The sequence below is a fragment of the Desulfocicer niacini genome (genome assembly GCF_054657595.1).
The window spans coordinates 14,385-28,225 of sequence record NZ_BAAHYK010000058.1; the positions used below are offsets into that span (position 1 = coordinate 14,385).

Sequence of the window (13,841 nt, forward strand, 5' to 3'; positions counted from 1 at the left end):
TTTCGGAGTTCATCTCAAGACTGGCATTTTTATACAGTTCATGCGCCGGTCAGGCTTGTGTTCTTGTGCTTTTGACGACAGACGTAGTCTTACCTCAAATTGCAACAAAATCGTCAATAACGCAAGCCTGAGCCCACCACGAAAGGCGAACACCGAAAGTTGAGTTACTACAGTATGCTTCGGTTGCAGACTTCTTAGCGCCCTGCATATGGGCAGATTTTCATTCGCAAGTAGAATTCTAACTAACAAGTTTTGTCAGTCCATGGTTGTCAGTATCTATGCAACATTAGAAAACACTTATTTATGAGGAGAAAAACATGAAAAAGCAGATATTGAATGTTATTGCTGCCAGTGTCATGGTTCTTTTTGTTTCAGGCCTCTGCTTAGCAAAACCGATTACCTTGCGGTTTGCCCATCAAAACCCTGCCACGGGGTTGAGTTCCATTAACTGTGTGGATCCCTGGCTGGATAAGGTGGAAGAAGCAACCGGGGGAAAGGTCAAGATACAGCGCTACTACGGTCAGACGCTGTCCAAGGGTAAGGACATCTGGAATGCCACTAAAATGGGCATCACCGACATTGGCTGGTGTTTCCATGGATATTGGCCTGGAATGACGCCTCTGTCCGATGTCATCAGTTTGCCTGCCCTGCCCTTTGAAAGTGCCGAGGAAGGCAGTGCAATGCTCTGGAATTTATACGAAAATTTTTCTGAAATTCAAAATGAGTACAAAGATGTCAAGGTGCTGCTTTTTTATACCAGTGAACCTTATTCGCTTATTACTGTAGGCAAACCGGTGAAAACCCTTGAGGACATAAAGGGCATGAAAATCAGAATGTCCGGTGGGCCGCCAACTGAGATGATGCAGGCCATTGGCGGTATCCCCATGCTAATTCCCATGCCTGATAATTATATCTCCCTGCAAAAGGGCGTTATTGACGGTATGGGAGCGCCCTGGGAAGCCATTAATGTGTGGCGGTTTTATGAAGTGGTGAAATACTATACCCAGGTTCCCTTCCCGGCGGTTTATTTTTCCATTTCCATGAACAAACGAAAATGGGACAGCCTTCCCACGGATGTGAAGGATGCCATTACAAAGGTTTCCGGTGAATATGGATCACGTTATTGGGGCCGGAACTTCTTTGACAAGATGAAGGAAGAAGGGATGAATAAAGTCAAAGAACAGGGACATGGGGATAACATATATACCTTGACATCCGATGAAAAGAAGCGGTGGCTCAAGGCTGGTGGAGAGCCAATCTGGGAGAACTGGGTGACAAAAATGGAAGGGCAGGGCCATAAAAATGCCCGCGAAATTCTTAATTTTGTTTTGAATTCCGGAAAATAATCATTAAATCGTGGCAGGTGCGGTTAAGCGCATTGCCGTGCCTTGCCATGATGATTTGATTTGAGTGTACCCCTTTTATGTATAGGTCCTTGGTGGACAGGAGAGTAAAATTTTGGATACAGATTATCCCCAAAATATGCTGGAAAAAATTATTGCCGGGATCATTGTCTTATTAAAATGGGTTGGTTCAGTGTCTTTGGCCCTGATGATGTTCCTCACGGCGGTGGATGTGGCCTGCCGATATTTATTTAACAGTCCCATTGCCGGTGCCCTGGAACTGGTGGAATACATGATGGCTGTTTTGATACCCTTCAGCGTGGCCTATTGTGGTTTTTGTAAATCCCATGTTGCCGTGGAATTTATTATGGATCAATTCCCAAGAAAGCTTCAAGGCTTTGTTGACGTTTGCATGAGTGCCATCACACTGATTTTTCTGATGGTGATCACATGGCAGACATGTCTTTATGTTGTGGAAACATTTGAATCTAAATTAACCTCATCGGTATTGCTCATCGTTGCTTATCCCTTTGTGATTCCCATTGCCCTGGGTATGGCGGTTTTTTCCCTGGTAATATTAAATGATTTGATTAAAAACGCGCTGAAAAGGGGGAAAAAATGAATCCGACCACCATTGGTTTTATCGGGATATGTGTGCTGATAGTCTTGATCTTATTTCGGATGCATATCGGTATCTGCATGGGGCTTGTGGGGTTTGTGGGGTTTGCCTGGATAACGGGTCTGGAGCCGGCACTGGGGATTCTTAAAACAGTTCCTTATACCACCTTTGCAAGCCATGGCATGAGTGTGATTCCTTTGTTCATCCTCATGGGTTCATTTGCCTTTGCCGCCGGCATGAGTGAAGATCTTTACCGGGCCGTGCATAAGCTGTTTGGCAGTCTCCGGGGCGGCCTTGCCATGGCAACAGTAGCAGCCTGTGCTTGCTTTGCCGCCATAAGCGGTTCCAGCCTTGCCACGGCAGCAACCCTGGGCCGGGTGGCCATGCCGGAAATGAAAAAATATAAATATGATGATGCTCTGGCAACAGGCTCCATTGCTGCCGGTGGCAGTATCGGGATTCTGATTCCACCCAGTGTCATCTTAATCATCTACGGGATATTGACGGAACAGTCCATTGGTAAACTGTTTCTGGCAGGTTTTGTTCCGGGGATACTTGAAGCCGTTTTTTACATCATCACCATCATGGTACTGACCCGCTTCAACCCAGAACTGGGCCCTCCTGGGCCTCGAACCTCTACCAGTGAAAAATTGATGGCATTGTTAAAAACCTGGGAAGTGATCGTTCTTTTCATGGTGGTCATCGGAGGAATTTATACCGGATTGTTTACCCCCACGGAAGCTGCGGGTATCGGTGCCTTCTGTACGTTTCTTTTTGCCCTGCTTCGAAAAAAAATGAACTGGAAAAATTTCACGGAAAGTCTTAGCAGTACCATGCAGACCTCGGGAATGCTGTTTCTTATTGTGCTTGGTGCCATGATTCTGGGATATTTTTTCTCCATTACCCGTTTGCCCTTTGAATTATCTTCTGCCGTGTCGGCTCTGCCTGTGAATCGCTATGTTATCCTTGTTTTGATCCTTCTTGTGGTTCTGGTGTTGGGGTGTCTCATGGATTCCCTGGCCATTGTACTGTTAACAGTGCCGGTATTTTATCCGTTGATCATTGATCTGGGATTTAACCCCATCTGGTTTGGTATCCTGGTGGTGCGGGTAACGGAAATGGGCCTGATAACACCGCCTGTGGGCCTGAATGTGTTTATCATAAAGGGGATCACCAACGTTCCCATGGAGACCGTTTTTAAAGGGGTTTTTCCGTTTCTCATTGCAGATTTTATTCAGATTGTTTTGATGATAGCTTTCCCACAGATTATTTTATTTTTACCCAATTTGATGAATGGATGATGTGGCTTTGCGCAGAGCAGGCGTTTATTCCTTGTTCTTTTAAAGGGATTGACATATAAATTAAGCTTTTATCCTGTTCCATGCGTGTTGATGTGGCTTGATTGTAAGATCTGTCACCTGGCACAATTGCTGGGCCAACGGGGTCAGGCAATGCTTTTCACCATGCAGGACTTATTTTGGGGGGTAACGGCTTAGTACCCGATGGCTGACCTTTCGTACCTGAAAAATAATTAACCTTTTTTTATCGGTTGTTTACGGTAAAAAAAACGAAAAAACAAGGATGATTTTTAATGAACGATCAGATCAAGCACGATGATTTTACTGTGGACAAAAATAATTTATATCGTGAAGAAACCCTTACGGATTTTAAAATTGGCACCATCAAAGTGCTGTGTCCCATTAAATTGGACGGAAGCGATGATGAGACGCGAACAAAACGTTATTTCGGTGAGACCCAGATGGTTTCTCCGGAGGGACCCATCCCTGTACGGTCCATGCTGTCTGCTACCACCCTTGAAGAGGCCATAGATGGCTTTCCTGCGGCCATGGAAAAGGCCCTTGCGTCGCTTGTGGAAAAGGTAAAACAGATGCAGAACCAGGCAAAAATGGGAAATAAATCAAAAATCATACCGGGACGATAAACCTTGATGTGTTAATTACTCGATGCCTTTTCTGCCCAGCTATTGTCAGGATTAAAAACTGGCGCATCGAGTGCTCATTCATTGTCGTGGCCTGTGCTTCCTTTTTTTTTCGGGGATGCCCCGGCCTCGGCAAATATATTTTTCCGGTTTCTCACATGGATGAAGTGACGAGAATGTTAATTTTAAATGATGGTATGCCGGTTTCCGGGGATCTCCTTTCCCATGGGTATTCAACGGTAAAATTGATGGATCAGAAAAGAAATATATATGAATTATTCCATGATCGGTATCCTGGATTAATAAACGACATAAAAAAAGTTATTGAAGATTCTGAATTCAAATACTGCAGGGGGAGTCGCAACGAGAGTTTCCTGTGGCAGCACACGGTTTACGTCTCGTCCATGGCCATGAAAATTGCCTATGCTGAATGCATTGATCCCGTATTGCCAGTGGTGACTGCTCTGTTCCATGATTGTGGAAAATTTGAAAACGGCAAATACCATGAAGGTGAAAAGCCCGAAGAGGAAGCCGGTGCTGAAATTGCATCACGGCTGCTTCAAAAGGCTGGCTTTCCTGGGGGAGATCGTCATGTGGTAAGGGAAAGTCTGTTGGCGCTCTACAATGAAGACAAGGTGGATAATATAAATACCCGCATCGTCCATGATTCTGATTTCCTGATTAAATTCGGCCACATGGGTTTTGCCAATTTCTTTGAAAAATCGGTTCTCCGGGGAATGGTGATCCGCAACAGTATTCTTAAGGCCATGAGCAAAGAATTGACCTATGCCGCCTCCCTGGAGGCAAACATGTTCACCCCCACGGGGAAAGAAATGGCCCGGAAAAAGGCAGCTGTTACAGTGTCTCTGTTTAAAAATTACCTGGAAGAGTTAAGGGATACGGGTATTTCAGATTATGAAATAAAAGAAATGGAGATCAATTGCTGTAAAGGACCTGATGATATCATTCCCCTGATTCTTGTCCTGCCCCGGTTTTGTGAAAACTGTTACAGTCCCCTTGGTATTTCCTTTGAACGTGAAAAGGGGATTAAGTGTGAGCGGCTCATCGTCAATATTAACTGTTCCCGGTGTCATGAGAACAGTGGGTATGATTTTTCATTTTGCCTTCCTGAATTAAGCGCGGTATGATCTGATATTTCTATTTTCCTGGAAAGTAAATGGCGAAAAGAGAAAACATTGTAGGGATGGAGATCAAAAGGGAAACATAACTTGCCACAATAAACTGGTTGGTGATGGCAAAGTTTCCCCCCTGACGTTGGGTGACGATGGGGATGGCCGTAATGGGCGGCACGGTACTCTGTAAAAAAATGATCAGCGCAATGGGATAGGCTGGGCGAACCATCAGCAATATACCAAGGAAAATGATTGGAAAAACAAAGTTTTTTACCAGAACAAATTTAATAATCTCAATAGTTTGAAATTCCCCTTTTGCCTTGAAATCCATGAAAATATTACCGCCCAGTATAATCATCACCAACGGCAGTGCCATGGCCCCGATGATGGAAAACTGTGAAATTATCACTCCTGGGATAAACCGGTGTACGTCCAGAAGGCGAAGGCAAAGGGCCGTCAGGGTCATTATCAGGGCGGGATGAATGATTCTGTGCCAGTTCACGGTTTCGTTTTTTTGATTGTTGAAAAAAAAGCGATAGGTGCTGAAAAACATGGCAGGATGAAATGAAATAAATAAAAACAGTACAACCAGATAGGCACTGTTATCTCCGTATAACCCAGAGATGATGGCAAGTGGGAAGAAAATGCCGTTTTGATAAAACAGGCTTATGCCAAATTCCCTTTGCGTTTCTTTCCGGGAAATAAACATGGAGATTCGTGTCAGCAAGAGAGCTGTTAAAGTAAACCCGATCCACCACAGGGGGATGGTCCACCAATCCGGAAGTTTTTCCAGGGAAAAATTTTTGATGATACTGATAAAAATCAGGCAGGGCAATGCGATGTCGAGGGCCAGTGGTGAAAGAAATATCAGTACATTTCCCGGCATTATACGCCTTCCGATGATATAAAATCCCAATACTCCCAGTCCAAGAAGCATACCCACAGATTCAAAAATAGTTGAAAAAATACTCATGATGGTCTTCCTTTTATTTACGGCGAAGTATATGTGCCCATTCCCATTTTTTAGGCATCATATAATACAATTATATGAACTTTATTTCCGGGGACTTGATCACAAAAATTGACCACCCGTCGCAATTGCAGGACAACGGGGGCAGGCTATGTAATATTAGAGCCTGAGTTTTTTATCAGGCTCTATGCTTTTTACAACTACCTGTGTCTCAAGGTAAACTTAAATAAAAGTGCCAATAAGCCAAGGCTGATTCCACCCCAAAGTGGCTCATGTCGTTACCGAGCCAATAACACAGGCCTGACTCCATAGCTATTAATGGAAAGGTGCTGGTATACCCCCCTGATATTTTGTCCATGAAGGGTGTTTCTGAAAATGTGATCTATGGACGATATAGTCCCGCCAGATGGGTTTTTGCTTTTTCCATGTCATCGGGGGTGTTGATGTTGAAAAAAGATAGAAGGTGGGGGTCTGATTGCCGTAAGATAGTTTCAGATAAGCGTGTCGTGGGACCTTTGTCGAAAATTTCTATGATGCGGTAGTTTTTATTGAGAATACAGGTTTCAAGTTCTCCCAGGCATTTTTTGGAATACACGGCGCATAACGGTTCATATCCGCGTGCCATTTTGGGAACCACCACATAGGTGGTGGCTGTTATATGTGCCAGTACCGTTTCAATGAGGCCCTCATTTAAAAAAGGAGAATCGCAGGCAACAGCAAAAGCAAAGGGATATTTTGCATGGTAAAGTCCTGCGTGGAGCCCTGTCATGGAACTTCTTACCTGGAAAATATCAGAGACAATTTTAAAGTCCCATTGCTGATAAAGTTCTGGTTTATTGGTCACCAGAATGACCTCTTGGAAGAGGCGCTTGAAAATGCTATACGTATTTTCGATTATTTTCTGGCCGTTTATTTCAATAAAAGCTTTGTTTTTTCCGGAAAGCCGCGTGCTCAGCCCCCCGGAAAGAATAATACCGGTATAAGGATATTTCATAATAAGTAACCTGACCTGACGTATGGACCTGAAGTAAAGTTGATGCCGTAAACCAAAAAAATATCAATATTGCACTTTTTTGAAAACTTATCCTCAAAATGGGGACATTGCTCTGGAAAGTGTAAAACGGAAAGGAGGCATGCCCAATAGTTTTGAGATTGTGCTTGCATCTTCCTGGCAATTAATATCATAGCAGGATTGATTATGCCATGGAAAATTTAGCCTGTTTTTACGAAAAAAGCAGTTGAATAATTGGGGGGTATTATCGTATCGATTCGCCTTGCTAGTGGCAACCAGGGGGTGGACAGTTTTGGCCAATGTTGAGATTAAGCCCCGTGGTAGTGGGGCTCGAGTATCTTTAATACATAAGCTTAGGTAAAAATAAAATGATGCGTGGAAAAATCATCAAAATGATGATACCCACCACAGTGGCCGCAAGAAAGGGCACGATTCCCCTGAAAATATCTTCCAGGGAGATATCTCCCACCACTCCCCTTGAAACGCCGTAAACAACATAGACATTTATGCCCACAGGGGGGGTGATTACCCCCATTTCCGTTACCAACACTATAATGACCCCAAACCAGATGGGATCATATCCAAGATTAGTAACAATGGGATAAAAGATAGGGATGGTCAACATGATCAGGCCCAGGGAATCCATGAAGCATCCACCGATGAAGTAGATAGCAATAATAATTCCCATGATGAGAAAAGAGGGAAGATCCAGACCGCTGACCCAGGTGGCCACTTCAAAGGGAATGCGGGTGACTGCGAGAAATTTTCCGAAAACCACGGCACCTGCGATGAGAAAAAGAATCATGGTGGATGTCTGGAGGGTCTCGTACAGAGACTTCACAAAGGCCTTCCAGGTGAGTTGCCGCCGGATGATGGATACGAGCAAGACACCGAAAACTCCCACTGCAGCTGATTCTGTTGGGGTGAAAAAACCGTAAAAGAGGCCACTCATGACCAACGCGAAAACCGCCAGGGTATCTGCAAGCCCCAAGAGCGATTTTATCTTTTGCGCCAGTGTGAATTTCTCTCCCCTGGGACCCTGTTTCGGGTCAATTCTGCAGGTTATGTAAACGCAGACAATAAACAAAAAGGTCATGAGAAATGCTGGTAGAATCCCTGATACAAACAAGGCACCAATGGATTGCTCGGTGAGGATTCCGTAAATGATCAATACCACACTGGGGGGCATGATCATCCCAAGCCCCCCCCCCGAGGCAACGGAACCTGCGGACAGGGAGTCTGCATATCCAAATCGTTTCATTTCCGGCATACCCACTGTTGCCATGGTGGCTGCAGTGGCTGGGCTTGATCCACATACTGCACCAAAAGCCGTGCAGGTGGACACCGTTGCCATGGCCAGCCCCCCCTTGATATTTCCCAGAAAGCTGTATGCGGTGTTGTACAGTTTTCTGCTGATACCGCCGTTGAATGCCAATTGACCCATGAGAACAAAAAGCGGAATGGTGGTCAGCTCGTAGGAAGAAAATGAATCGTAGAAATTGCGGGGTAAAAGGGCTAGAGCTGCCGGAAATGATATGAGAATCCCAAAACCAACAAATCCAACCAGGGTCATCACATAGGCCACAGGCATTTTTGTCATGAATATGGCCAGCATGATCAGAATGCCGATAATACCAATTGTGGTGGGGCTCATATCTTTTCTTTCACTCCTTTGAAAAATGTAATGATATCTTTTAATATCATGAATGAGAAAATTAAAAAGCAGAAGGAGAGGACATGAACAAGATAATACATGGGCAGTTCCAGGTTCATGGATAGAACCCCTGATTCCGACATGGTGCTGGCATAAAAAGACATGCGCCAGGTGATAATTGCCATTAGTATCAGAGCAAAAAACTGTGTGATAACACGAATAATGCCCTGTACGTTTTTTGACAGCAACCTCACCAGTATTTCAACACCGATGTGCACGTCCTTGATGTGTGAATATGGAAGCGATAAGGCAATGGTGAGCGTTGCGAAAATGGTTACAATTTCTTCGGAACCATAGATGGGCATATTAAATGCCCCCCTCAGAAATACGTCGGCACAGGTCACCGAACACATCCCCATCAGGCAGATGGCACCAAGCATTTTCATTTTTTCCTGAAGCTTATCCAGGAGCGACCAGAATGATTTCATAAGGAGCCTTTAAACCTTAAGAAAAACCGAGCCGTAAACGATTCGGTTTTTCTTATTATGTTGATTTTCCAGGGTATTAATTATTTTTATTTCAAGCTTTCAATTATGAATTTAACCACCTCTGTTCCTTTAATGCCTTTTTCGTCAAGTTTTTTCGCATAGTTGAAGAGTTCAGGACGAACGGCTGCCTTCCATCTTGCAGATTCCTCAGCTGAAAGGGTAATGATTTCATGGCCTTTTTCAAGGAAAAAGGCTTTTCCTTCTGCGTCAATATCGTCCCAGGCCTGTCCATGTTTTCCGGCCCATTCTTTATTGATATCCAGAATAATTTTTTGATTTTCAGGGGAAATGGCAGCCCATTTGTTTTTGTTCATTGTAACAATCATGGCTGTGGTATAAGCTACGGAATTTTCCGCAATACAATAATCCACAACTTCTCCAAGCTTCCAGCCTTTATTGGCTTCCATGGGATGGGCACAACCGTCCACAACGCCCTTTTGAAGGCTCTGGTAGGCATCCCGCATACTTTGGGCCACAGGGGATGCCCCAAGGGCTTTGACCAGAATGGTGCTCATGCCGGTGGATCTGATTTTTTTGCCTTTTAAATCTTCAAGGGTATGAACCGGTTCTTTTATGGTATGTATATATCCGGGACCATGGGCATGCAGGTACATTACTTTGGTGTCATGAAACTCTTTTGGATCGAATTTTTCAAGTACAGCATTGGCAACCTTGGTGGCGGTTACGCCGTTGGGATATCCCATGGGAAGATCAACTGCGCCCAATACGGGAAATCTACCCCTGGAGTAGGCAAGTACCGTCATGCCGATGTCAGCCATGCCCTGTTCAACGGCGTCGTATGTCTGGGGAGCCTTGGCCAGAGTACTGCCCGGGTAAAAGTCAATGGAGATATCACCTTTGGTGCGTTTTTCCACTTCTTTGCACCAGGATTCAGCAAGCTGGGACTGTCCGTGAAACGGTGGGAAAAAACTGGCATAGGTCAACTTTATGGTTTTTGCATGAACCGGGCTGGTGCCCCCCAGCATGAGGAGCGGAATAATTGCCAATGACAGAAAAGTAATAAGTTTTTTTGCCTGCATGTGTAAACCTCCCGTTGTTCTATTTGGGTATTCTGGGTCAGTTTTTTTGTCTGCTGCCCGTTTCCCCGGGTTAGAGAAAAGCAAAGCAGCCCATTTTGATGTGGATCAAATGGGTTGCTTTGCGGATAAAACAATTCAACCTTGTCTTGAACAATTCAGTATCTAAATGTAATATTTCATGTAATTTTTATGCCTAGATCAACGCTTTGGTTCCTTTTTTGGGCAATATCTGGGGATGTCAAGTCTTTGACATTCGGCCGGGATATGTTGTGGTATGATGCCCTGTTGAGTATACTTCATACGAACCGCATCTAAGTAGATTTTATAATTATTCGTAATATTATTGGATGTCAAGTAAAAAATAATGGAGATTAAACCGTGTTCAGTGGGAACAGATAGCAAAAAGGGCTATAAAAGAGTATTGGGCGTGACATTGAGCAGTCATCATAATGAGTGGCAGATGTAGTGGTCAATCCTTATAAAACCTTGCCATTACATAAAAAGAAGTTGACATGGATTTTATTGCATGTAATATTACATAAAAATTTAACGCGTTATAAGTTATGTCAAGTGTTGGAACAAGCCGCTGTTTTTCTGAATTTCTGCTGTCATTCGTTGTGTTGTAGAGGGTTAGTAGTTATTCTTTTAGACTGGAATCAATCTCTAACTACTTAAAATTATGAATGATTCGTGATATTCAGTAATGAATGCTTGAACCAGACAGTACACGGTCAATAATGAGGAGGCAATTTTCAATGGAACCCATAAAAACGAAAGACAAGACAGTTTTACGATCCCTTGGGCTCGGCGGATATTTTGGCGGCGGCGCTGAGGGCATGGTGGATGTGAAGGATGGTAAAATTGTACGCGTTCGTCCCATGCAATATGGCTGGAAATATGAACAAAAAGATGTTCGACAGTGGGAGATGAAACGGAACGGCAAGAGCATCAAACCGTCCTGGAAATCTCTTCCCGGGCCCTTTTCTCTGGCATATAAAAAACGAGTTTATTCACCCAATAGAATTAAATACCCACTGAAGCGAGTTGACTGGGACCCCAATGGGGATCGTAATCCCCAGAATCGTGGTAAAAGTAAATATGTGCGCATTTCATGGGATGAAGCCTCAAAAATTGTGGCCGACGAAATTAGGCGTGTTCATAAAACCTATGGACACAATGCTGTTCTGCTCCAGGGAGATGGTCATGGTGAATGCAAGACCATAAATACCCCCCATGGTCATGCAGGCGTTCTGCTGGACAACCTTGGTGGCTTTACCCTCCAGGTGCGTAATCCAGACTCATGGGAAGGCTGGTACTGGGGAGCCAAACATGTCTGGGGTCAGGGTGCACAGGGTATCATGTATCCGGCGGCCAATATCGTCAAAGATACCACTGAGCATGCGGACATGGTACTTTTCTGGGGATGTGATCCTGAAACAACCCCCTGGGGATTCACCGGGCAGTTTGCCAGCAGACTTTGCTATTTCTGGACAGAGGCCAACATTAAACAGGTTTATATCTGTCCGGACCTCAATTATGGTGCCGCCGTCCACGCCGATAAGTGGATCCCGGTGCTTCCCAACACCGATGCGGCGCTGCAGCTGGCCATTATTTACATGTGGATCAAAGAAGACGCCTATGACAAAGAATATGTGGCCACCCATGCCGTTGGTATGGACAAGATAGAGGCCTATGTCATGGGAGAAGAGGATGGGGTTCCCAAAACCCCTGCCTGGGCTTCCAAAAAATGTGGTGTCCCGGAATGGACCATTAAGGCCCTTGCCAGGGAATTCGCTGACAAAACCACATCCATCGCCCATTACTTTGGCGGCGGCATGATCCGGGGGGCCTTTGCCCATGAACCGGCACGCCTGGAGTGCGTGCTTTTAGGCATGCAGGGCCTTGGCGGTCCTGGTGTGCACCAGCATCAGCTGACCTATTTCGGCATGCCCCGGGCAGAAGGTCTGGGCGGCACCTTTTTCTGGAATCCGGAAATCGAAGAGCGCCTCTCCATTCCGGTTTTTTCATCGGTAACGGCCTGGCAGGAACAGGTGATTCCCAAAACCTTGATACAGCATGCCATTAATCGGGATGGCCCCATTACTTTTCGGGGTACCGGAGCCCAGAACGCCCTGGTGGCGGATCAGTTCAACGAATATACCTATCCCATTGAAAAAGAAAAGGGTGGGGTGGATATTCACATGATCTGGACAGATACCCCCTGTCGCATCACCTGCTGGAATTATGGCAATGAAACGGAACTTGCCATGCAGAGTTCACAGATTGAATGTATAGTGGCCCAGCATCCCTGGCTGGAAAATGACTGTCTGTATGCCGACATTATTTTGCCCGCCAACACCTTCATGGAGGTGGATGATATTTTGACCAATATCCGCCAGGGAACTCAGCAGCCCAACATCATGATCGCCGATAAAGCCATTGAGCCCATCGGGGAATCAAAGAGCGATTTTGAGATCGTGGTGGAGATCGGTAAGCAGTTTGATATGGAAGAAGCCCTCACCGACAATAAAACCATTGCCGACATGCAAAAAAAGGTGTGGGAATACATGGGCGGTGAAAAACTGGTCACCTGGGAACAGCTTTCAGAGAAGAAATACTGGATATACAATACCGCAGAGGATTGGGAAGAAGATACCCCGGGGTTCAGAAAATTTTACGATGATCCCGATAAGTCTCCCCTGGGAACGCCCACGGGCAAACTGGAGTTTTACTCAGAGAGTCTTGAAAAAGCATTTCCCGATGATGTGGAGCGCCCACCCATTCCCAAATGGATTGAAAAAAGTGAAAGCCATGATGAAAGAATGTCCAGCCACAGGGCCAAGATGTTCCCCATGCTGTTGATGTCCAACCATGGTAGATGGCGGGTGCATGCCCAGTGCGATGATATCACCTGGACCAGAGAAGCTCCCACCTGCAAGGTACTTGGATATGACGGCTATAAATATGAGCCGGTGTGGATGCATACTTCCGAAGCGGAGAAACGCGGAATTAAAAACGGCGATATTGTTAAAATCTTCAATGAACGCGGGATCGTTCTTGCCGGTGCCTATGTGACGGAGCGGATTCGTCCCGGTGTTGTTTCCATTGACCATGGCGCCCGTCATGATCCCTTGAAAACAGGTGAAATTGAAAGGGGGGGTGCCATTAATACCATCTCACCTAGCCCCATCACATCAAAGAACTGTGTGGGCAATGTGGTTCAGGGCTATCTGATAGATGTGCAACGGGTGACGGGAAAAGAGATGGATCAGTGGAAAAAGGATCATCCCGAGGCATTTGAAAGAGAATATGATCCCGATGCAGGTTTGAGATTTGATGCATGGGTTGTGGGAGGTAAAAAATAATGAAAGCTTTTTTTCTGGATTTATCGATTTGTAATGGGTGTTACTGCTGCCAGATTGCCTGCAAGGACGAACATGTGGCCAATGACTGGACCCCCTATGCCAAACCCCAGCCGGATACCGGTCAATTCTGGATTGGCATAACCGAGCTGGTGCGGGGCCAGGTGCCCAAGGTAAAGGTTACTTATATACCTAAGATGTGTCAGCATTGTGATGATGCT

At 45.2% G+C, this 13,841-nt stretch carries 12 protein-coding genes; 7 read left to right on the forward strand and 5 right to left on the reverse strand.

All coding sequences use genetic code 11. The features are described 5' to 3' along the window. Positions 1-317: 317 nt before the first annotated feature. The 5 genes from ACYQ2M_RS21930 (at position 318) to ACYQ2M_RS21950 (ending at position 5,049) form a co-directional block, all read left to right on the forward strand. Positions 318-1,346: a TRAP transporter substrate-binding protein gene (locus tag ACYQ2M_RS21930; protein WP_459918531.1), complete on the forward strand. Its 1,029-nt coding sequence runs from the start codon at positions 318-320 to the stop codon at positions 1,344-1,346. A 112-nt stretch (positions 1,347-1,458) separates the two neighbouring features. Next, the gene (locus tag ACYQ2M_RS21935; RefSeq protein ID WP_459918532.1) at positions 1,459-1,965 is read left to right on the forward strand and encodes a TRAP transporter small permease; all 507 of its coding nucleotides are present in this window, start codon (positions 1,459-1,461) and stop codon (positions 1,963-1,965) included. After that, entirely contained in the window at positions 1,962-3,263 is a 1,302-nt protein-coding gene (locus ACYQ2M_RS21940) for a TRAP transporter large permease (RefSeq protein WP_459918533.1), read from the forward strand. Before ACYQ2M_RS21935 ends, ACYQ2M_RS21940 begins: the two co-directional genes overlap by 4 nt. Positions 3,264-3,553: 290 nt before the next feature. After that, positions 3,554-3,904, forward strand: a complete 351-nt coding sequence (locus ACYQ2M_RS21945; protein WP_459918534.1) for a cytoplasmic protein — start codon at positions 3,554-3,556, stop codon at positions 3,902-3,904. A 173-nt stretch (positions 3,905-4,077) separates the two neighbouring features. Further along, positions 4,078-5,049: an HD domain-containing protein gene (locus ACYQ2M_RS21950; protein ID WP_459918535.1), complete on the forward strand. Its 972-nt coding sequence runs from the start codon at positions 4,078-4,080 to the stop codon at positions 5,047-5,049. A gap of 10 nt (positions 5,050-5,059) precedes the next feature. On the opposite strand, the gene ACYQ2M_RS21955 is transcribed toward ACYQ2M_RS21950, so the two are convergent. The 5 genes from ACYQ2M_RS21955 to ACYQ2M_RS21975 all read right to left on the reverse strand — a co-directional run bounded on the left by ACYQ2M_RS21955 (position 5,060) and on the right by ACYQ2M_RS21975 (position 10,258). Then, the gene (locus ACYQ2M_RS21955) at positions 5,060-6,007 is read right to left on the reverse strand and encodes an AEC family transporter (RefSeq protein WP_459918536.1); all 948 of its coding nucleotides are present in this window, start codon (positions 6,005-6,007) and stop codon (positions 5,060-5,062) included. Positions 6,008-6,386: 379 nt separating this feature from the next. Continuing rightward, positions 6,387-6,998: a molybdenum cofactor guanylyltransferase gene (gene mobA / locus ACYQ2M_RS21960; RefSeq protein ID WP_459918537.1), complete on the reverse strand. Its 612-nt coding sequence runs from the start codon at positions 6,996-6,998 to the stop codon at positions 6,387-6,389. A gap of 358 nt (positions 6,999-7,356) precedes the next feature. Beyond that, entirely contained in the window at positions 7,357-8,670 is a 1,314-nt protein-coding gene (locus ACYQ2M_RS21965) for a TRAP transporter large permease (RefSeq protein WP_459918538.1), read from the reverse strand. Further along, the gene (locus tag ACYQ2M_RS21970; RefSeq protein WP_459918539.1) at positions 8,667-9,116 is read right to left on the reverse strand and encodes a TRAP transporter small permease; all 450 of its coding nucleotides are present in this window, start codon (positions 9,114-9,116) and stop codon (positions 8,667-8,669) included. The genes ACYQ2M_RS21965 and ACYQ2M_RS21970 overlap by 4 nt, the downstream gene beginning before the upstream one ends. Before the next feature lie 128 nt (positions 9,117-9,244). Continuing rightward, the gene (locus tag ACYQ2M_RS21975) at positions 9,245-10,258 is read right to left on the reverse strand and encodes a TRAP transporter substrate-binding protein (RefSeq protein WP_459918540.1); all 1,014 of its coding nucleotides are present in this window, start codon (positions 10,256-10,258) and stop codon (positions 9,245-9,247) included. A 755-nt stretch (positions 10,259-11,013) separates the two neighbouring features. Between ACYQ2M_RS21975 and ACYQ2M_RS21980 the strand changes: the two genes are divergently transcribed. Then, positions 11,014-13,623: a molybdopterin-dependent oxidoreductase gene (locus ACYQ2M_RS21980; RefSeq protein WP_459918541.1), complete on the forward strand. Its 2,610-nt coding sequence runs from the start codon at positions 11,014-11,016 to the stop codon at positions 13,621-13,623. Then, positions 13,623-13,841, forward strand: a 219-nt coding sequence (locus ACYQ2M_RS21985) for a 4Fe-4S dicluster domain-containing protein (protein ID WP_459918542.1), incomplete at its 3' end; no start/stop codon positions are given. The genes ACYQ2M_RS21980 and ACYQ2M_RS21985, both read left to right, overlap by 1 nt.